The 19,018-nt window shown below is 68.3% G+C and carries 20 protein-coding genes; 10 read left to right on the top strand and 10 right to left on the bottom strand.

Annotation, left to right across the window (positions count from 1 at the left end):
- Nucleotides 1-2: 2 nt before the first annotated feature.
- Entirely contained in the window at nucleotides 3-470 is a 468-nt protein-coding gene (locus I8J34_RS03305; RefSeq protein ID WP_214359948.1) for a CreA family protein, read from the bottom strand.
- Between the two features lie 115 nt (nucleotides 471-585).
- Between I8J34_RS03305 and tfpB the strand changes: the two genes are divergently transcribed.
- The gene (gene tfpB / locus I8J34_RS03300; RefSeq protein WP_214359947.1) at nucleotides 586-2,361 is read left to right on the top strand and encodes a type IV pilus assembly ATPase TfpB; all 1,776 of its coding nucleotides are present in this window, start codon (nucleotides 586-588) and stop codon (nucleotides 2,359-2,361) included.
- Between the two features lie 40 nt (nucleotides 2,362-2,401).
- Here tfpB and I8J34_RS03295 read toward each other — a convergent pair whose 3' ends face one another.
- Both I8J34_RS03295 and I8J34_RS03290 read right to left on the bottom strand, forming a co-directional pair.
- Nucleotides 2,402-3,553, bottom strand: coding sequence for a PQQ-dependent sugar dehydrogenase (locus I8J34_RS03295; protein WP_230411690.1), 1,152 nt, complete (start codon nucleotides 3,551-3,553; stop codon nucleotides 2,402-2,404).
- Between the two features lie 77 nt (nucleotides 3,554-3,630).
- The gene (locus tag I8J34_RS03290) at nucleotides 3,631-4,569 is read right to left on the bottom strand and encodes a restriction endonuclease (RefSeq protein ID WP_214360137.1); all 939 of its coding nucleotides are present in this window, start codon (nucleotides 4,567-4,569) and stop codon (nucleotides 3,631-3,633) included.
- A gap of 176 nt (nucleotides 4,570-4,745) precedes the next feature.
- Between I8J34_RS03290 and I8J34_RS03285 the strand changes: the two genes are divergently transcribed.
- Nucleotides 4,746-5,414 carry a hypothetical protein gene (locus I8J34_RS03285; RefSeq protein ID WP_214359946.1) on the top strand — a complete coding sequence of 223 codons (669 nt, stop codon included), beginning with the start codon at nucleotides 4,746-4,748 and terminating at the stop codon, nucleotides 5,412-5,414.
- Here I8J34_RS03285 and I8J34_RS03280 read toward each other — a convergent pair.
- The gene (locus I8J34_RS03280; RefSeq protein ID WP_214359945.1) at nucleotides 5,408-5,608 is read right to left on the bottom strand and encodes a SlyX family protein; all 201 of its coding nucleotides are present in this window, start codon (nucleotides 5,606-5,608) and stop codon (nucleotides 5,408-5,410) included. The genes I8J34_RS03285 and I8J34_RS03280 overlap by 7 nt on opposite strands.
- Before the next feature lie 206 nt (nucleotides 5,609-5,814).
- Between I8J34_RS03280 and I8J34_RS03275 the strand changes: the two genes are divergently transcribed.
- The gene (locus tag I8J34_RS03275) at nucleotides 5,815-7,152 is read left to right on the top strand and encodes a DUF805 domain-containing protein (RefSeq protein ID WP_214359944.1); all 1,338 of its coding nucleotides are present in this window, start codon (nucleotides 5,815-5,817) and stop codon (nucleotides 7,150-7,152) included.
- On the opposite strand, the gene gcvA is transcribed toward I8J34_RS03275, so the two are convergent.
- Entirely contained in the window at nucleotides 7,149-8,072 is a 924-nt protein-coding gene (gene gcvA, locus I8J34_RS03270; RefSeq protein ID WP_230411689.1) for a transcriptional regulator GcvA, read from the bottom strand. The two genes, I8J34_RS03275 and gcvA, sit on opposite strands and share 4 nt — an antisense overlap.
- Nucleotides 8,073-8,215: 143 nt before the next feature.
- On the opposite strand from gcvA, the gene I8J34_RS03265 reads away from it, so the two are divergent.
- Nucleotides 8,216-8,413 carry a hypothetical protein gene (locus I8J34_RS03265; protein ID WP_214359942.1) on the top strand — a complete coding sequence of 66 codons (198 nt, stop codon included), beginning with the start codon at nucleotides 8,216-8,218 and terminating at the stop codon, nucleotides 8,411-8,413.
- 10 nt (nucleotides 8,414-8,423) lie between these two features.
- Here I8J34_RS03265 and I8J34_RS03260 read toward each other — a convergent pair whose 3' ends face one another.
- Together I8J34_RS03260 and yaaA are read right to left on the bottom strand one after the other, a co-directional pair.
- Nucleotides 8,424-9,551: a M14 family metallopeptidase gene (locus I8J34_RS03260; protein WP_214360136.1), complete on the bottom strand. Its 1,128-nt coding sequence runs from the start codon at nucleotides 9,549-9,551 to the stop codon at nucleotides 8,424-8,426.
- A 184-nt stretch (nucleotides 9,552-9,735) separates the two neighbouring features.
- Nucleotides 9,736-10,518: a peroxide stress protein YaaA gene (gene yaaA, locus I8J34_RS03255; protein ID WP_214359941.1), complete on the bottom strand. Its 783-nt coding sequence runs from the start codon at nucleotides 10,516-10,518 to the stop codon at nucleotides 9,736-9,738.
- 144 nt (nucleotides 10,519-10,662) lie between these two features.
- Here yaaA and bioA point away from each other — a divergent pair, with 144 nt between their 5' ends.
- The 6 genes from bioA to I8J34_RS03225 all read left to right on the top strand — a co-directional run bounded on the left by bioA (nucleotide 10,663) and on the right by I8J34_RS03225 (nucleotide 17,072).
- Nucleotides 10,663-11,982, top strand: coding sequence for an adenosylmethionine--8-amino-7-oxononanoate transaminase (gene bioA, locus I8J34_RS03250; RefSeq protein ID WP_214359940.1), 1,320 nt, complete (start codon nucleotides 10,663-10,665; stop codon nucleotides 11,980-11,982).
- A gap of 3 nt (nucleotides 11,983-11,985) precedes the next feature.
- Nucleotides 11,986-13,149, top strand: coding sequence for an 8-amino-7-oxononanoate synthase (gene bioF / locus I8J34_RS03245; protein WP_214359939.1), 1,164 nt, complete (start codon nucleotides 11,986-11,988; stop codon nucleotides 13,147-13,149).
- Entirely contained in the window at nucleotides 13,146-13,883 is a 738-nt protein-coding gene (locus tag I8J34_RS03240) for an alpha/beta fold hydrolase (protein WP_214359938.1), read from the top strand. The genes bioF and I8J34_RS03240 overlap by 4 nt, the downstream gene beginning before the upstream one ends.
- Entirely contained in the window at nucleotides 13,876-14,670 is a 795-nt protein-coding gene (bioC, locus tag I8J34_RS03235) for a malonyl-ACP O-methyltransferase BioC (RefSeq protein ID WP_214359937.1), read from the top strand. Before I8J34_RS03240 ends, bioC begins: the two co-directional genes overlap by 8 nt.
- The gene (bioD, locus tag I8J34_RS03230) at nucleotides 14,670-15,344 is read left to right on the top strand and encodes a dethiobiotin synthase (RefSeq protein ID WP_214359936.1); all 675 of its coding nucleotides are present in this window, start codon (nucleotides 14,670-14,672) and stop codon (nucleotides 15,342-15,344) included. Before bioC ends, bioD begins: the two co-directional genes overlap by 1 nt.
- A 204-nt stretch (nucleotides 15,345-15,548) precedes the next feature.
- Nucleotides 15,549-17,072 carry a SulP family inorganic anion transporter gene (locus I8J34_RS03225; RefSeq protein ID WP_230411688.1) on the top strand — a complete coding sequence of 508 codons (1,524 nt, stop codon included), beginning with the start codon at nucleotides 15,549-15,551 and terminating at the stop codon, nucleotides 17,070-17,072.
- Between the two features lie 3 nt (nucleotides 17,073-17,075).
- On the opposite strand, the gene I8J34_RS03220 is transcribed toward I8J34_RS03225, so the two are convergent.
- The 3 genes from I8J34_RS03220 to I8J34_RS03210 form a co-directional block, all read right to left on the bottom strand.
- On the bottom strand, nucleotides 17,076-17,582 hold the full coding sequence (locus I8J34_RS03220; protein ID WP_214359935.1) for a hypothetical protein: 507 nt from the start codon (nucleotides 17,580-17,582) through the stop codon (nucleotides 17,076-17,078).
- A 195-nt stretch (nucleotides 17,583-17,777) separates the two neighbouring features.
- The gene (locus I8J34_RS03215) at nucleotides 17,778-18,563 is read right to left on the bottom strand and encodes a TrmH family RNA methyltransferase (RefSeq protein WP_214359934.1); all 786 of its coding nucleotides are present in this window, start codon (nucleotides 18,561-18,563) and stop codon (nucleotides 17,778-17,780) included.
- A complete protein-coding gene (locus I8J34_RS03210; protein WP_214359933.1) occupies nucleotides 18,560-19,015 on the bottom strand; it encodes a CopD family protein in 456 nt (151 codons plus the stop codon). The genes I8J34_RS03215 and I8J34_RS03210 overlap by 4 nt, the downstream gene beginning before the upstream one ends.
- Nucleotides 19,016-19,018 lie beyond the last annotated feature (3 nt).

Genomic DNA, 19,018 nt, shown 5'->3' with positions numbered 1-19,018 from the left:
ACTCATTTTTCAAGCGGAATCGGGGTGCTGCGATCGACCGTCACGGCCGTCACCGAGTTCTGCGGGCTGCCGGTGATCACCTTGTCGGTATAGGTCAGATACACCAGCGTGTTGCGGCGCACGTCGACGATGCGCACCACATGCAACACCTTGAAGATGATCGAACGGCGCTCGCTGAAGGCGTCTTCCTGCTTGGGCAGCGGCTCGCGGAAGCGGATCGGCCCGACCTGCCGGCAAGCGATCGACACATCCGACAGCTCCTCGGCCACGCCGAAGGCGCCGGCAATGCCGCCGCGCTCGGGCTTGGCCACATAGCAGGCCACGCCCTCGACCTTGGGGTCGTCGAAGGCTTCGACCACCAGCTTGTGCGATCCGGTGAGCTTCCACTCGGTGTTCACGCTGCCGATGTCCTCGGCCAGCGCGGGCGCCATCCACAACACGGATGCGAGCAGGAGCAGTGCGGCTTTCATCGGGCGTCCTTTGCCAAAAGCGTTATTCAAACACGAAGCAGATGGGGGCGCTCGGCACCGTCTCAAGCCGCACATGCCGATTGCCGCCAACTGGCGCTTCGGATAGCCTGATGACATGACACGAACCGCCAGCCGCCTGACCACCGACGCCCTGCTCGCCCGCCTGCTCGAAGCCGGCCAAATCAGCCGCCATGACCATGACGAAACCCTCACCGCGCTGCGCATGCGCGGGCGCAACGAGCAGCATCCGCTGGCGCTGGTGGGCGAACGGCGGCTGACCCGCGCCTGCGCACCGCATGACACCCTGAGCGTCGAGACGCTGACCGAATGGCTGGCGGGCGATGCCGGCCTGCCCTACTTCCACATTGATCCGCTGAAGATCGATGTCTCCTCGGTGTGCAACCTGGTCTCGCATGCCTACGCCACGCGCTTTCGCATCCTGCCGGTAGCGATCCGCGACAACGACGTGACCATCGCCACCGCTGAACCCTACGAGAGCGAGTGGCTGTCGGTGCTCGAACAGGCGCTCAAGATCCGCATCCACCGGGTGCTCGCCAACCCCACCGACATCGTGCGCTACCTGGCCGAGTTCTACAGCCTGGCACGCTCGCTCAAGCATGCGGTGGCGCAGCACGAGGGCGCGCAGAGCGGCATCGGCAACTTCGAGCAGCTGGTGAAGCTGGGCTCCAACAAGTCGCTCGATGCCAACGACCAGGCGGTCATCCATATCGTCGATTGGCTGCTGCAATACGCCTTCGAGCAACGCGCCAGCGACATCCACATCGAGCCGCGGCGCGAGGTGTGCAACGTGCGCTTCCGCATCGACGGCGTGATGCACCTGGTGTACCAGACGCCGGTGCCAGTGGCCGCGGCGATCACCAACCGCATCAAGCTGATGGGCCGCATGGACGTGGTCGAGAAGCGCCGCCCGCAGGATGGGCGGATCAAGACGCAATCGGGCAACGGCGAGGAGATCGAGCTGCGCCTGTCCACCATGCCGACCGCCTTTGGCGAAAAGCTGGTGCTACGCATCTTCAACCCCGACGTGCTGCTCAAGTCCTTCAACGACCTGGGCTTCAGCCAAAGTGAAACACTGCGCTGGCGCGACATGTTCTCCCAGCCGAACGGCATCATCCTAGTGACCGGCCCGACCGGCTCGGGCAAGACCACCACGCTGTATTCCACGCTCAAGGAGCTGGCCACGCCCGAGGTGAACGTGTGCACCATCGAAGATCCGATCGAGATGGTCTATCCGCACCTCAACCAGATGCAGGTGCAGCACAACATCGGGCTCGATTTCGCCAGCGGCGTGCGCACCCTGCTGCGCCAGGATCCGGACGTGATCATGGTCGGCGAGATCCGCGACCTCGAAACCGCCGAGATGGCCATCCAGGCAGCGCTCACCGGCCACCTCGTGCTGTCCACCCTGCACACCAACGACGCCCCCTCGGCGATCACCCGCCTGCTCGACCTCGGCGTGCCGCCCTACCTCATCCGCTCGACCCTGCTCGGCGTGCTCGCCCAGCGCCTGGTGCGCACCCTGTGTCCGCACTGTCGCAAGCCGCAGGCGATCGACGAGGCCGACTGGAACGAGCTGGTGGCGCCCTGGAAGTCCACGCTACCGACCACCGCCAACGGCCCGGTCGGCTGCCTGGAATGCCGCATGACCGGCTATCACGGCCGGGTCGGCCTGTACGAGCTGATGACGCTGTCGCCCACGCTGCGCCAGCACATCACCCCCGAGATGGACTTGGCGCGCCTGCGCGCCCAGGCGGTGCGCGAACACATGACGCCGCTGCGCCTGGCCGGCGCCCGTCAGGTCGCCGCCGGCACCACGACCATCGAGGAAATCGCCCGCTCCACCCCGCCGGCCAGCGGCGAGGCGCACTAAGGCGCGTTCACGGCAGGTTCGCTGGCGCGATGCGGCGCCGTCAGTTCGCCGGGACGATGCGCAGGATGCGCCCCGCGGTCTCGTCCAGCACATACAGCGCGCCGTCCGGCCCCTGGCGCACATCGCGAATGCGGTGGCCGATCTCGGTGAGCAGGCGCTCCTGCCCCACCACCTTGTCGCCGTCGAGCGCCACCCGTACCAGCATGCCGAATTTCAAGGAGCCGACGAACAGGTTGCCGCGCCAGGCCGGGAAGCGGTCGCCGGTGTAGAAGGCCATGCCGGAAGGCGCGATCGACGGCGTCCATTGCAGCACCGGCGGCGCCACATCGGCCCGCTCGGTGCCTTCGCCGATGCGCAGGCCGGTGACGTATTCGCGCCCGTAGGTGATCTCCGGCCAGCCATGGTTGGCGCCGGCTTTCGGGATGTTGATCTCGTCCCCGCCCTGCGGGCCGTGCTCATGGGTCCACAAGGCCCCGGTCTCCGGATGGATCGCCGCGCCCTGCACGTTGCGGTGGCCGTAGGACCAGATCTCCGGCAGGGCGTCGGCACGACCGACGAAGGGATTGTCGGCCGGCACGCTGCCGTCGGGGCGAATGCGCACGATCTTGCCCAGGTGGCTGTCGAGTTGCTGCGCATAGTCCCGGTAGTGGTAGCGCTCGCCCAGCGTGACAAACAGGTTCTGCGCCGCATCGAAGGCCAGCCGCGCGCCGAAATGATGCCCGCCGCGCGGATCGTCGCGCTGCGCGAAGATCACCTGCACCGCGTCGAGCCGCGGCGGCGTGGCCGCAAGATCGAGACGCGCCCGCGCCACCGCCGTGCGCGCGCCGCGCGAGGTCGGCTGGGCAAAGGCGAAATAGATCATGCGGTCGGCCGCAAAGCTCGGGCCGAGCGCCACATCCAGCAATCCGGCCTGCCCTTCGGCATGCACCCGCGGCACGCCGGCCACCGGCTCGGACAACGAGCCGTCGGCTTGCACGATCCGCAGGCGGCCCGGGCGTTCGCTGACCAGCATGCGGCCATCGGGGAGAAAGGCCAGCGCCCACGGGGTCTGGAGTCCGGAGGCCACCGTGCTCACCGCCAGGGGGCCCACCGAGGCATCGACCCGCACCGTTTCGGCGCGACCGAGCGGCGCCGTCAACACGCCGCACAGCAGCAACAACCAGGGGTTCATCATGCGTCGGATATCGGCCATGCTTGCGCTCCGTTCAGGTTCCGGATCCTCAGTATGGCAAATCTGCACTCAAACGCGCCTGCCGGCGCCGGGCCGTGTCAGCCGAGCGCCGGCAGCCTGGGCAGCATGGCGGTGCAGGTCGGATAGTTGCGGCAGCCCCAGTAGTCGCCGTGCGAGCCGGTCGCCGGCACCATCTTCTCGGCGCAGACGGGGCAAGTCGGCGTGGTGTATCGGCCTTCGGTGGCGATCGCGTGCAGCTTGTCGCGCGCCGCTTCGGGCAGGCGCTCGATCATGGCCAGCAGCAGCCGGCCGTCGACCAGCACCAGCTCATGCTCGCGCCCCAGCTGACGGGCCGACGCACTCAGGCGGCCGTTGGTCATGAAGAAGCCGCGCGCGATCCGCTCGTGAGTCATGGCGCCGATCAACTCGCGAATCGGCGCCACGCCGAGCTCCGCCACGCCACGGCTGCGGACATGCACCAGGCCGGTCGCCTGTTCGATATCGGTTGCGTCCTGGTACAGCGTGATGTCGCGCCCGCCGCCATTGGGCACGGGGAGCGCGCGATGCGAGATCGATTTTTGCGTGTAGTAGGCCACGCAGAGTGCCTCGAAACGCTGCCACTCCAGGCTTTCGAGCAGGCTCAGGCTCCAGATGCGGGAGGCCGCCGGGACCGCCTCCAGATCGAAGTCCGACAACTCCGCGTCCGTCAATGCGCTCGGGTCGAACTCGGTCGGTGCGGAGTGAATCGTCGGCGCCTCGCTGTCGGCACGCCGGTGACGTGGCTTGCCGGTGCGCGTCGTCGTCGCGCGCTCACGATCCCGCATGCGCTGGGTCAGCACCGCCCCGCCGACCACCAGCGAAAACATCAATGCCGCCAGCGGCGCCAGGGTCATGACGTCGCCGTTGTCCGAACGCCATCCCTGGAACCACACCACGGCCGCGCCTACGAGGACCAGCGCCACCAGCCACAAAGCCCAGGCGCTGCGCGCTTTCCGTGGCGCATCCTGTCTGGCGCTGCTTTTCTTGGTCTGCGTCATTGGCTCACCAGCTGCGATTCCATGCGCCGCACGGGATGATCGGAAACGGCGATTCTGGCATAGCCCCCGGGTACGAACAATCCGCGTCTCCCCTCCTTGCCGGGCCCACCGCGCATTGCACCGGCCCGCCGCACGGGAGACAATCCTCCGCCGTGAACCTCCGCCGGAAACCGCGCATGAAGCTGATCGTCGCCATCCTGTCTCTCGTTCTGCTGGCCATTCTGGCGCCCCTGGCCTTCATGCCGTCGACCGACGATATCGCCGAGCGCCAGGCCAACCTGCCCTGGCAGATCGAGGTCGATGCCGCCGGCCACAGCCGCGTCTTCGGCCTCACCCTCGGGCAAAGCACGCTGGCACAGGCCCGCGAACGCTTCGGTCCCGACCTGACAATCGCCATCGTCACCGCGCCGGGCGAGGCCGGGGCGCTGGAGGCCTACCTCGGCAGCGCCCAGCTCGGCTTCGTGACCGGCAAGCTGGTGCTCACCGTCGCCACCACTGCCGAAGAGCTCGACGGCATGCGCGCACGGGCCGCGAAGACCGAGTACATGGCCTCGACCACTCGCAAGTCGACCCTCAGCGAGGCCGATCTGGCTGCGGCCATGAGCCGCCCGATCGACAGCATGGTCTTCATTCCGTCGGTCAATCTCGACGAAGCCGCGGTGCGGGCCCGGTTCGGCGAGCCCGCCGAGCAGATCACCACCGATACCCATCAGACCCATCTGCTTTATCCGGACAAGGGGCTCGATCTCATTCTCGACAGCGAGGGCAAGGAGGTGCTGCAGTATGTCGCCCCCAAGGATTTCGAGCGCCTGCGCACCCCGCTGCGCCAAGGCGTCGCTCAATAGTGCGGCGGGATCTCGTCCTCGGGACGGCCGGGGCCGCGCGGCTGGACCGTCTGCAGCTGCCGTTTGAGGTCCAGCACCTGCGCCTGCAACAACTCGATCGCCTCCTGCTGGCGAAACAGCGTCATGTTGAGGCCGTCGAGCAGATCCTCTGCCGCCATCAGCTTGCATTCCAGCGCCTCCAGGCGTGATTCCATCCGTGCTCTCCTTGAGCGGTACTCGATGAGCGGCCGCGCGCGATGCGTCGGGGCGAGGCATCGTTCCTCACCCGGCGGGCAGCCGGCATTGTACGCATTTGCCCCGCGTATCGGCGGCCCGTTCGCCGGCACGCAAGCCGTCCGCCGAGGGGCATTCTTTCTGGCTTAGAATGGCCGCCATCCACGGCACGCACAACGCACACATCATGACCGACCACAAGCTTGTCTTCTCGGGCGACATCCTCCCCGGCCACGATCCAGAGCTCGTCAAGGCAAAGCTGGTCGCACTGCTGAAAGTGTCACCGGCCCAGGCGCCGCGTCTGTTTTCCGGCCAAGCGGTAACGATCAAGAAAGGGCTCGATGCCGATGCCGCACAGGCCTACCGGCGCAAACTGGCCGCGCTTGGCGTCGGTATCCGCGTCGAAATCGACCGCCCGGCTCCGGCCCCGCGCCCGGCGCCGGTCGTGGCGGTAGCCGTGGCCACACCGGCAGAGCCGCCGGTCGCCGCTAGCCCGGCCCCGTCGCCCGCGCTCGATCTGGTGGCGGCCGACGATGCACCGGCCGGCGACATGGAATGCCCGGAGTGCGGCCACCGCCAGCCGCGCCGCACGTTATGCCTCGCCTGCGGCTGCGACATGCCGCGCGTGCTGGCCGCGCGCGAGCAGGAAGCGCTGGAGGCGAAGGCCGGCATCTCCACCGCCCAGCATGCGTCCTTGCGCATTCAGCCGGGCGAGCATGCCGTGCGTCTCGACGCCGAGCCGGTCCGCCTCTTCGGCGCCGATTTCGGCGGGCGCATCGGTCGCCGCTCCTACCTGGCCGGCGGCGCCTTGCTGCTGGCGCTGCTGCTATGGGGCGCGATCGCCGGTTTTCGGCTGCAAAGCCTGTGGCTGCTCGGCCTGTGCGTGCTGGCTGGCATCTTCTTCGGCATCCGCCTGAGCGTGTTGCGCTGCCACGACTTCGACTGGCGCGGCTGGTGGGTGTTGATTTCGGCCATCCCTTATGTGGGCATGCTGTTCAGCCTGCTGCTGACCTTCTTCCCCGGCAGCCGGGACGACAACACCTTCGGCCCTCGTCCTGACCCCACGGGCTGGGGCGCCACCGTCGGTGCGCTGATGGTGCTGGTGCTGTCGACCGGTCTGGCGTTCAAATTCTTTGCCGAGGATCTGGCCGGTGCGGCCATGCGCTACGGTTCCCCGGCCGCCTTCGGCAGCGACGGGCCGGCCGGCAGCGCGGCTCAGCTGGCGGCCTTGAGCGCCTACGACCCGGCACGCGACCGCATCGTCATGTACTCGCTCACCACTTGCGGCTATTGCGATCTCAAACGCGCCGAGTTCGATGCGCTCGGCGTGCGCTATCGCGAGGTCTTCATCGACACCGACACCGCCGCCGGCGACGCCATGTGGGCCAAGCTGCGCGCCAGCGGCTGGAACGGCGGCGGCGTGGGCACGCCGACCCTCGAGGTCAACGGCGTGATGCTGCCCAACAACCCCTCGCTCGAACGGATGAGCCAGCACTTCGTCGGGCAGCGCCGCCGGGCCGGTTAGCGCTCATTGAGCAACCACTCGCGGAACTGGGCGATCACCGGCCGCTCTGCGGTGGTTTCGGGCGAGACCAGGTAGTAGGCGTAGCGGGAGGGAATGGCCACGTCGAAGGGGCGCACCAGCCGGCCTGCGTCGATGTCCCGGCGCACCATCGGGTCGAGGCCGAGCACCACGCCCAGGCCGTCCATGGCCGCTTCGAGCGCGAGGCTCGAATTGGAGAAATGCGGCCCACGGCCGGGGTCCACACCCCGCACCCGCGCGGCCCGCAACCAGTCCTGCCAGCTGACCCGCTCGGAGCGCCCCATGGCGGTATCGTCATGCAGCAGGGTATGAAAGCGCAGATCCGCGGGCTGACTGAGCGGGTGCTCGCCCTTCAGCAGGGCCGGATGGCACACCGGCACATAGGCCACCTCCATCACCAGATCGGTGCGCATGCCCGGATAGGCGCCGCGGCCGAAACGGACCTCCACATCGGCGCCACCGTTGCGCAAGGGCAACAGATCGGCCTCGATGTCTTCGGCGTCGGGCGCGTCGACGGTGCTCGCCTCGGTGCCGAGGGTCAGATCCACGTCGGGATGTGCTTCGGTGAAGCTTTGCAGGCGGTGCACCAGCCAGCGGCCGGCAAAGGCCGGTGGCACGGTGATCGTCAGTTGCCGTGAGGGCGACGCGGGGCCGACCGCTTCGACCGCCGCCGCCAGGTGCGCCAGCCCTTCGCTGACCCGCGGCAACATGCGCGCGCCGGCTTCGGTCAGTTCGAGCGCACGCGTCAGCCGATGAAACAACACCATGCCCAAGTGGGTTTCCAGCGCCTTGATCTGCTGGCTGACGGCCGCCGGCGTGACATGCAGCTCCTCGGCCGCCTGCTTGAAGCTCAGGTGCCGGGCGGCTGCTTCGAAGACACGCAGCGACTGGAGGGGAGGCATGGAACGAGACATCCGTGCAGTTTAGACAAACTAATCCGTCACATCACGAATCATCGTTTGTTGCGCCGCACAACGCGGCGTAGAGTCGTCTCCATCGTTCCGATCCGGCGCAGACCGGAGAACGCGCAATGGAGAATCACAGCATGAAACGCAGCCCCAAACGCACGACCGCGATCGCCCCCAGACGCGACGCCCTTCGCACCATCGCCATGGCCCACGAATTGCGCAGCGCCGCCCTTGCCCGCGTGATCGAGGCCTTCGTCGGCGCCATCAACCGCCGCATCGATCGCGCCATGGCCCGCGTGGTGAACTGGATGAACCGCCACCCGGCCTGGACCTGAGCACGCCGGCTCAGGCCGACCGCAGATGCTGGTGCAGCGGCTGCAGCATGGCCGCACCGAGGTGCTTGCTGCGCGCGCCGTTCCAGCCGGTCTGGCCATCGGGTAGCAGGCGGTTGTCCTTGAACGGCATTTCGAGCGTCAGCGACAGGCAGCCGAACCGGTGCGCCACCCACTTGCTGGCCAGCGTCAGCATCTCCTCGCCGAAGCGGTCAGGCGTGTAGCCGACCTCGGTCTGGAAATCCGGGCTGGCATCGGCCAGGGCCGACAGGAAGGCCGCTTGCCGGTCCGCCGTATCCGCCGGCACCCCCGGCACCATCTCCGAGCCATCGACGAAGACATAGGGCAGCGACTCGTCGCCATGGATGTCGAGGAAGACCTCGCAGCCGGTGCGTTCCATGGCCTCGCGCACGCAAGCCACTTCGGGGCTGCGCGCCTGTGTCGGCGCCATCCATTCGCGGTTGAGATTGGCCCCCGCGGCATTCGTGCGCAGGTTGCCGCGCACCGCGCCGTCGGGGTTCATGCTCGGCACGATGTAGAAGCAGGCATGCTCGCGCACGCGGCGGGCCAGCGGATCGGCGCCGTCGAGCAGACGTTCGAGCAGGCCTTCGACGAACCATTCGGCCATGGTCTCGCCCGGATGCTGGCGCGCGATGATCCACACCGGCTTGCGCTCCGGTGACGGCCGGCCGACCACGATGCAATCAACGCTGCGCCCCTCGACCGTCGCCCCCAGTGTGCGCACCTGGGCAAAGGGGGAGAGCTCGGCACGCCCCAGCAGATCGAGATGCCGTTCATGCGAATACGGCTCGAAGTAGGCGTAGTAGATGTTGTTGCGCTCGGGCGTGTGCTCGATGATCAGCTGCCCGTCTTCGTAGCGCGTGCCCGGCACGCGGAACCAGAAACGGCGGTCGTAGGAGGCCATTGCCCGATAGTCGGGCCAGCCGTCCGGGTAGGCCGCCTCGGCGGCGTTCTCGAACACCATGCGCAGCGGCACGCCGGCCGCGTCATGCACCCGGAAGTGGAACCACTGGCAGAAGCTGGCCGCGTTGTCCGGCCGCAGGCGCAGGCGGATCGCGCCGGGTGTGTCCGCATTCAGCACCTCGATGCTGCCGCTGTCGAATCCGTGGCTGATGTGCACGCCCATGCGCTCTCTCCTCCGGGGTCTCAGAACTTGTGAATAAATCTACTGCGCGTGCCGATTGCTGCGTTGCTCACTCGCTCACTCCTCGCCTATCTATTTGATATGTCTCGTCGTTCGCTCGCGTAGTTGCCAAATGCGGCCTTGCACTCGGCCCTGCTCGCTACGATTTCTTCACAAGTTCTCAGGCCACGCCGTCCTGGCGCCGCCGGAACACCCAGCGGTCGCCGTCCGATGCCTCGGCATCGTAGGCATAGCCGTCGGTGTCGAAGGCCTTCAGGCCATCGACCGTGTCCAGACGGTGGTCGATCGCGTAGCGCACCATCAGCCCGCGCGCCCGCTTGGCATGGAAGCTGATGATCTTGTAGCGCCCGCCCTTCCAGTCCTCGAACACCGGGGTGACGATCCGCCCCTTGAGCGCCGACGGCCGGATCACCTTGAAATACTCCTCCGAGGCCAGGTTCACCAGCACCGGTTCGGCGGACGTCTTCAGCAGCGCATTGATTGCCTCGGTCGGCCGCTCGCCCCAGAAGTCATACAGATTGCGCCCGGCCGGGGTCGCCAACCGGGTGCCCATCTCCAGGCGGTAGGCCTGCATCAGGTCCAGCGGCCGCAGCACGCCGTACAGGCCCGACAGGATGCGCAGATGTTGCTGGGCATAGGCGACGCCGTCGGCGTCCAGCGTGGCGGCATCGAGCCCGTCGTACACATCGCCATTGAAGGCGAACAGGCAGGGCTTGGCGTTCTTTGCGTTGAAGGGGCGATGCCACTCCGCGAAACGGGCCACGTTGAGCACCGCCAGCTTGTCCGAGATGTGCATCAACTCGCCCAGCGCAGCGGGCGTGAAATCACGCATCACGCCGACCAGCGATTCGGCGGCATCGAGAAAGGCGGGCTGGGTGGGTTTGCACGCGGGCGCCGGGGTGTCGTAATCCAGCGATTTGGCGGGGGAGATGACGAAATGCATGTTTGGCCTGTCGTACCTGGGAAGCGCTCATGGTAGCAAAAGCCCCGCCCGGCTTGCCCGGCGCAGCGCCCCGCCAGGCAGCGTTTGACAGCATCCCGGTGATTGCAGAGTATTGGACGATTCCGCAGCTTCCGGCCCGCCGCCATGACCTCACCCCGCCTGCTCGATCGATCCCGCCGCGCCGTCTGGCATCCGTGCACCCAGATGAAAAGCCACGAAACCCTGCCGCTGGTGCCGATCACCCGCGGCGAAGGCGTGTGGCTGTACGACGACACCGGGCGGCGCTTTCTCGATGGCGTCAGCGCCTGGTGGGTGAATCTCTTCGGCCACTGCAACCCGCGCATCAACGCCGCCATCAGCGAACAGCTCGAGACGCTCGAGCATGTGATGCTCGCCGGCTTCACGCACGCCCCGGTAGTCGAGCTGTCGGAGCGTCTCTCGGCGCTCACCGGCCACCAGCTCGGCCACGCCTTCTATGCCTCGGATGGCGCTTCGGCCACCGAAATCGCCCTCAAGATGAGCATGCACGCCTGGCGCAACCTCGGCGAAACAGGCAAGGACCGCTTCATCAGCCTGGCCGGCAGCTACCATGGCGAAACCGTCGGCGCACTGGCGGTCACCGACGTGGCGCTGTTCCGCGATGCCTACGCCCCGCTGGTGCGCGCCGGCACCACGGTGCCCAGCCCGGACGCCCGCCAGATCGAACCCGGCGAGACCGAAGAAGACGCCGCCGAGCGCGCCGCCCATGCGCTGGCGCATTACCTGGCCGAGCATCATGAAGAGATCGCCGCCCTCATCGTCGAACCGCTGGTGCAGGGCGCCAGCGGCATGGTGATGTACCACCCGCACTACCTGCGCCGGGCGCGCGAGCTGTGTGACCAGTACCGGGTGCACCTCATCGCCGACGAAATCGCCGTCGGCTGCGGCCGCACCGGCACCTTCTTCGCCTGCGAGCAGGCCGGCATCTGGCCGGACCTGATGTGCCTGTCCAAGGGCATTTCCGGCGGCTACCTGCCGCTGTCGCTGGTGCTGTCCACCAACGCCATCTACGACTGCTTCTACGATGCCGACGTCACCCGCGGCTTCCTGCACTCGCACTCCTACACTGGCAACCCGCTGGCCTGCCGCGCGGCGCTGGCGACGCTCGACATCTTCGAGGCCGACGACGTGCTCCGTGCCAACATCGCCCGCGCCCAGGCCCTCGGCGACGCCGTCCGCGCCGCCTTCGGCGGCCACCCGGCAGTGCGCCACCTACGCCAACGCGGCATGATCGTGGCCTTCGATGTCGACACCCCGCGCCCCGACTTCGCCCAGCGCTTCTTCGCCGCCGGGCTCGACCACGGCGTGCTGCTGCGCCCGCTGGGCAAGACCGTCTATTTCATGCCGCCCTACATCGTCGACGCGGCCGACATCGCCCATCTCGTGAATGGTGCGAGCGCCGCACTGCAGCACGCCCTGAGCTGAACCATGACGCTACTCGATCACCTGCGCGGCGAAATGGCCGAGCGCGCCGCGAAGGCCCTGATCCGCCGCCGCCGCACGCTCGACACCCCCTGCGGCCCGCATGCCGTCGTCGACGGACGCGAGATGCTCACCTTCTGCAGCAATGACTACCTCGGCCTGGCCGCCCATCCGGCGCTGGCCGCCGCACTCAAGGAAGGCGTCGCGCGCTGGGGCGGCGGCGCAGGCGCCGCGCATCTGGTCAGCGGGCACTACGCGGTGCACGAACGCCTCGAAGCGCGGCTGGCCGAGTTCACCGGCTGCGAGCGCACGCTGTTCTTCTCGACCGGCTACATGGTCAACATGGGCGTGGCCGCGGCGCTGGTCGGCCGTGGCGACGCCATCTTCGCCGACCGCCTCAACCATGCCTCGCTGGTCGACGGCGCCCTGCTCAGCCGCGCCGAGCATCACCGCTACCCGCATGCCGACACCGCCGCGCTGGCCCGCCTGCTGGCCGCCAGCACCGCCCGTCGCAAGCTGATCGTCACCGACGGCGTGTTCAGCATGGACGGCGACATCGCCCCGCTGGCCGAGTTGCTCGCGCTGGCCGAAGCGCACGACGCCTGGCTGCTGGTGGACGACGCCCACGGCTTCGGCGTGCTCGGCCCGCAGGGCCGCGGCGCACTGGCCGCCGCCGGGCTGGCGCACTGGCGCCTGCTGATGGTCGGCACGCTGGGCAAGGCGGCCGGCCTGTCAGGTGCCTTCGTCGCCGGGCAGGGCGAAGTCATCGAATGGCTGATGCAGACCATGCGCACCTACCTCTTCACCACCGGCGCGCCGCCGGCGCTGGCGCATGCCCTGCTCACCGCCATCGACCTCATCGAACACGGCGATGCCCTGCGCGCCCGGCTCACCGCCCACCGTCAGCAGCTGCACGACACGCTGACGCTGCACCGATGGCAGTTGATGCCCTCACCCACCCCCATCCAGCCAGTCAAAATCGGCGATAATGCCGCCGCCCTCGCCGCCGCCAACGCGCTGTGGGACGCGGGGCTGTGGGTGCCGGCGATCCGCCCGCCCACCGTCCCGCCCGGCACCGCGCGGCTGCGCATCTCGCTCAGCGCCGCGCACACGGCGGACGACATCGCCCGCCTCACCGAGTCTCTTCACCGGATCGAAGCCCAGCCATGAGTCGACCGCCGCTAGTCCTGCTCCACGGATGGGGCCTCGCCCCCTCGGTGTGGCAGCCCCTGCGCGCGCAGCTCGATGCCGACTGGCCTTGCCACACACCTGCCCTGCCCGGCCATGACGCCACGGCGCCCGCGCCGGCAGCCCCCACGCTGGCAGCCTGGACCGATGCACTCGCTCCCGCACTGCCCGACGGCGCCCTGGTTTGCGGCTGGTCACTCGGCACCCTGGTCGCCATGGACTTGGCGCTGCGCCATCCGGCCAAGGTGGCACGCCTGGCGCTGATCGGCGCCAGCCCCTGTTTCGTGCAGCAGCCCGACTGGCCGTGCGCGCTCGCCACCGACACGGTCGACAGCTTTCGCCGCGACTTTGCCGCCGAGCCGGACAAAACCCTGCGCCGCTTCATCGCCCTGCAAGCCCTGGGAGACGCCGGCCGGCGCGAGGTCACGCGTCACCTCGGCGCATCCCTCGCCCCGCTCGACACCGCAGCCGGGCTGGCCGACGGCCTGACGATCCTGGCACACACCGATCTGCGCGCCGCCGCAACCGCCATCGACTGCCCGGTGCGCCTGCTGCATGGCGCCCATGATGCGCTGATGCCGGCCGACGCCGCGCGCTGGCTGGCCGACGCCTTGCCGCAGGCCCGGTACTCCGAATTCACCGACGCCGGCCACGCCCCCTTCATCACCCGCGCCGCCGACTGCGCCACCTTGCTGCAAGGCTTTGCCGATGACTGATCCGCACGCGCACAAGCGCGGCATTCGACAGGCCTTCGACCGCGCAGCGACCACCTACGATGCCGCCGCCGTGGTGCAACGCGAAATCTGCGATCACCTGCTGGCGCTGGCCCGCCGGCACCCGCCGCCCGCCAAGGTGGCGCGGCTGCTCGACGCCGGCTGCGGCACCGGCACCGGCGCCCTGGCCGTCACCGAGTGGCTGGCGCCGGGCCTCACCCTGGCGCTGGATTTCGCCCCCGGCATGCTGACCCGCCATGCCGCGCCCGGCCACGCCCTGACGGTGTGCGGCGATCTGGAAGCCCTGCCGCTGGCCGACGGCAGCATCGACGCCGTGTGGTCGAGCCTGGCCGTGCAATGGTGCAACCCGGCGCGCGCGCTGCACGAGATGGCCCGCGTGCTGCGCCCCGGCGGCGTCGCCTGGGTGGCCACGCTCGGCCCGGCCACCTTGTGGGAGCTGCGCGAGGCCTTTCGCGGCATCGACGACGCCGAGCATGTGATCGGCTTCCACAGCGCCGACACTTGGCGCCAGTGCGCGCTGCAGGCCGGCTTCCAAATCGGCGCCGTCGAGCAGCCCGTCACCGCCGCCACGGCCGACAGCCTGCGGCGCCTGCTGCGGGACATCAAGGCCATCGGCGCCCATCAGGTGGGCAGCGGGCGCCGCCGCACCCCGCTGGGAAAGGCCGCCTGGCGGACGCTTGAACAGACCTATGAGCGCCACCGCCGGGCCGACGGCCTGCTGCCCGCCACCTACGACGTGATCCTGCTCGCCCTGACCCGGAGCGCCTGATGCCTTCTGCCTACTTCATCGCCGGCACCGACACCGAGATCGGCAAGACCTTCACCACCTGCGCCCTGCTCCACACGGCGCGCCGTGCCGGCTTGAGCGCCATCGGCATGAAGCCGGTGGCCGCCGGCGCCGAGTGCGTCGACGGGGTGTGGATCAATGAAGACGCGGCCCGCCTGCGCGCCGCCGGCAGCGTCGATCCGGGCCTGGCCAACCTCAACCCGATCTGCCTGCGCACGGCCGTGGCGCCGCATATCGCCGCGGCGGCCGAGGGCGTGACGATCGATCCGGCACGCATCCTGGCCGCGTTCACCCGACTGCAGCCGCAGGCCGACCTGGTGCTGGTCGAAGGCGTGGGCGGTTTTCGCGTGCCGCTCACCGACGGTTTCGATACCGCCGATCTGGCCGTGGCGCTGGGCCTGCCGGTCATCCTGGTGGTCGGCATGCGCCTGGGTTGCATCAACCATGCCTTGCTCACCGCCGAAGCCATTGCGGCGCGCGGTCTGACGCTGGCGGGTTGGGTGGCCAACCAGATCGACCCCGACATGGCATGCGTGGCCGACAATCTCGACGCCTTGCAACGGCATCTCGACGTGGCCTGTCTGGGCCATGTGCCCTTCATGCCCGACAAGGACCCGGCGGCAGTATCCGCGCTTCGCCTGCCGCCCGGCGGCTGACGCAAGGCCGCCCAACGCGGCTGTTCGATGCTAGAATGCTGCGGCGCAAAATAACGATATTTTTCCCCGACTGATCGATCCCACGCGCTGACGCGCGCCGCAGTGCCCCTCGCCCGGCCATCGCCGGACACCGCCCGCCTGCCGCCGTTGACTCTGCCCGCCGCCCGCGGGCCGGGATCGCTGACGCCAGCCCCTGGAGTTGCCGTGTCCGCAACACTGACGCCCGAACAAATCAAGACCAACCTGCTGAGCGGCCTGACCGTCGCGCTCGCCCTGGTGCCCGAAGCCATCGCTTTCGCCTTCGTCGCCGGCGTGCATCCGCTCGTCGGCCTCTACGCGGCCTTCATGATGGGTCTGGTCACCGCCCTCATCGGCGGCCGCCCGGGCATGATCTCGGGTGCCACCGGCGCGCTGGCGGTGGTGATGGTGGCGCTGGTGGCGACCCACGGTGTCGAGTACCTGTTCGCCACCGTGGTGCTGATGGGCGTGCTGCAGATCGCCTTCGGGCTGATGAAGTTCGGCAAGTTCATCCGCATGGTGCCGCATCCGGTGATGCTGGGCTTCGTCAATGGCCTGGCGATCGTCATCTTCCTGGCGCAGTTCGGGCACTTCAAGGTGGCCGATGCCGAAGGCGCGCTGCGCTGGATGCAGGGCGAGGCGCTCTACACCATGGGGGCGCTGATCGTGCTGACCATGGTCATCATCTATCTCATGCCGCGGCTGACCCGCGCCGTGCCGGCGTCGCTGGCCGGCATCGCGGTGGTGTCGCTGGTGGTCATCTTCGGCGGGATCGACACCCGCACCGTCGGCGACCTGGCCTCGATCGAAGGCGGGCTGCCGAGCTTCCATCTTCCGATGGTGCCGCTCAACTGGGAGACGCTGAGCGTCATCCTGCCCTACAGCGCCATCCTGGCGGCCATCGGCCTGATCGAATCGCTGCTGACGCTGAACCTGATCGACGAGATCACCGACACCCGCGGCCGCCCGAACCGCGAATGCGTCGGCCAGGGCGTGGCCAACGTGATCACCGGTTTCTTCGGCGGCATGGGCGGTTGCGCGATGATCGGCCAGAGCATGATCAACATCGACAACGGCGCGCGCAGCCGGCTGTCCGGCATCGCCGCGGCGCTGTTCCTGCTCAGCTTCATCCTCTTCGCCTCACCGCTGATCGAACAGATCCCGCTCGCTGCACTGATCGCGCTGATGTTCGTGGTGGCCGAGAAGACCTTCGAATGGGCCAGCCTGCGGGTGCTGCGCAAGGTGCCGCGTCACGATGCCTTCGTGATCGTGGCGGTCACGGTGGTGACGGTGTTCACCGATCTGGCCATCGCGGTGCTGTTCGGCGTGGTGATCTCGGCGCTGGTCTTCGCCTGGCAACACGCCAAGCAGATCCGCGCCGACGTGGGCACCGAGGAACACGGCTGGAAGATCTACGATCTGCACGGCTCGCTGTTCTTCGCCTCGACCCAGAACTTCCACGGCCTGTTCTCGCCGCGCACCGACCCGCAGGATGTGGTGGTCGATTTCCGCCACGCACGCGTGGTCGACCATTCGGGCCTGGAGGCCATCGACAGCCTGGCCGAACGCTACCGGGCGCAGGGCAAACGCCTGCATCTGCGTCACCTGAGCCCCGACTGCCGCGACCTACTGGGCCGCGCGCGCGACATGGTCGAGGTCAACCTGATGGAAGACCCCCACTACCATCTGGCCGATAACCGCCTCGGCTGACGCCTACAGGACGTCGAACAGCTGCTGGTTGAGTTCGTCGAGCCGCCGCTCGGCCATGATCGACTCATGCATGCAGCGCAGCCAGTCGGCGTACAGCGCCCGCAAGGCGTCATGCGTTTCGCAGGCCTGAACCTGACGCATCAGATCGAGCTTGGTGTAGGGCCCGTGGAAATGCTTGAGGGTGTTGATCATGAAGTTGCGGGCCTTGTCGAGATCCTTCGGATCGCGCTCGGCCGGCAGGCTGGCCAGATCGAATACCTTCGCACTCGAGGCCGGAGCCGCTTCGGCGGCGGACTCGGTCGCTGCACCGACCGGCTCGATGTAACCGCCTTCGAGCAACTGTGTCAGCGGCTCGTCGATGGTGTCGATACCAACCATCGACTTGAGAATGTCCAGGGTTTTTTTGCCATCGACGAGAATCAGCAGGCGTCGAAGCGCAGGCTTGAGGCGGTCGGCACGCGTCTCGACCTCCGCCACGCCCTTAGCCGTTTTGGCATAGGCAAGCATCATGAATGTCTCCAGTTGTGGACTCGCTGCAAGCGCCGCGGATTTTCCCGTCTATCGGCATGCAGGGGCTAACGCATTGTTATGGCTACGGAAGGATTCCCATCCCTCCGCGCATGTTTACGGCAAAGCGTAATAAAACATGATAGAAGTTTCGAACGCACTCGCCCCAAACGTGATAGCCGTCACGTCCGGCGCCGCTCAGCCCTGCTGACGGACCTGTTCGAAGAGGCAGATGGCCGCGGCAGCGGCGACATTGAGCGACTCGATGGCGCCCGGCATGGGAATGTGCACATGGCAAGTCGCCCGCGCCAGCAGGGCCGGAGACAGGCCCCGCCCCTCTGCGCCGAACAGCCAGGCGGTCGGCGCGGCCAGATCCACGGCGTAGAGGGACTGGCTGCGCGCGCCGAGCACGGTTGCCATGACCGGGCCGGGAAAATCCGCCAGGAGCGAGACGGCATCCACCCGCTCGTACACTTTCATGAGAAAGTGCGCTCCCATGCCGGCGCGCAACACGCGCGGCGACCACGCCTGCGCGCAGCCCTCGGTGAGCCAGGCGTGCTGGATGCCGGCGGCCGCGGCGGTGCGCAGCAAGGTACCGAGGTTGCCCGCGTCCTGGACGCCGTCGAGCACCACCACGGATTGCGCGACAGTGGCCACCGGCGCGCCGAGCGCCGGCGTCGCCATCAGCGCCAGCAGGCCGGACGGTGTGTCGAGCCCGCTGACATGAGCAAAGAGCTTGTCCGGCAAGGTCGCTTGCGGGCAAAGGCGGTCGAGCCGGGCGATCAACGCCTGGTGCTCTTCGCTGGCCAAGCCGCTCTCGCTGACGACCAGTTGGCACACGCCGACACCGGCGTCCAGCGCCGCGGCGACCAGATGCGCGCCGTCGAGCACGGTGAGGCCTTGCTTGCGCCGTTCCCGGCCGGAGGTGGACAGCGCATGGACCCGCTTGACCAGCGGATTGTCACGCGACTGGATGACGATCATGCCGCCAGGCCGAGCGTCGCCACAGCCACGTTGAGCAGGCCGAGGCCGAGATTGATGGCCACCGCCTGGCGGATCCGACCCAGCGCCGCGGCGCCGTCGGGCCAGCGCTGGGTCGCCACGGCCGCTCGGAGACGTTGCCAGGGGCCGATCCACACATACAGGTAGACGACGACCATCAGCAAGCCGACGCTCATCATCACATGCCAGGCGCGCGGCGCCGCGGCGAATCCCACCTGGGTGATGCCGGCAAATCCGCTGGCCAGGATGGCGATCACCGCCACCCACACCATCGGGAAAAAGCGCGCGAACACGCCGTGCCACAGGCGCAGGCGGTCGGGCGGCGCGAGTACGCCCGCCGCGGGGCGCAGGCACAGATAGGCGAAGGCCATTCCGCCGACCCAGATGATGACGGCGAGCAGATGGATGAACAGCAGCAGATGGGAAGAGATCATGGT

The organism is Denitromonas iodatirespirans (assembly GCF_018524365.1).
Lineage (GTDB): Bacteria > Pseudomonadota > Gammaproteobacteria > Burkholderiales > Rhodocyclaceae > Nitrogeniibacter > Nitrogeniibacter iodatirespirans.
The sequence above is the reverse complement of the archived record's forward strand: the minus strand, read 5'-3'. Positions and strand labels throughout refer to the sequence as shown.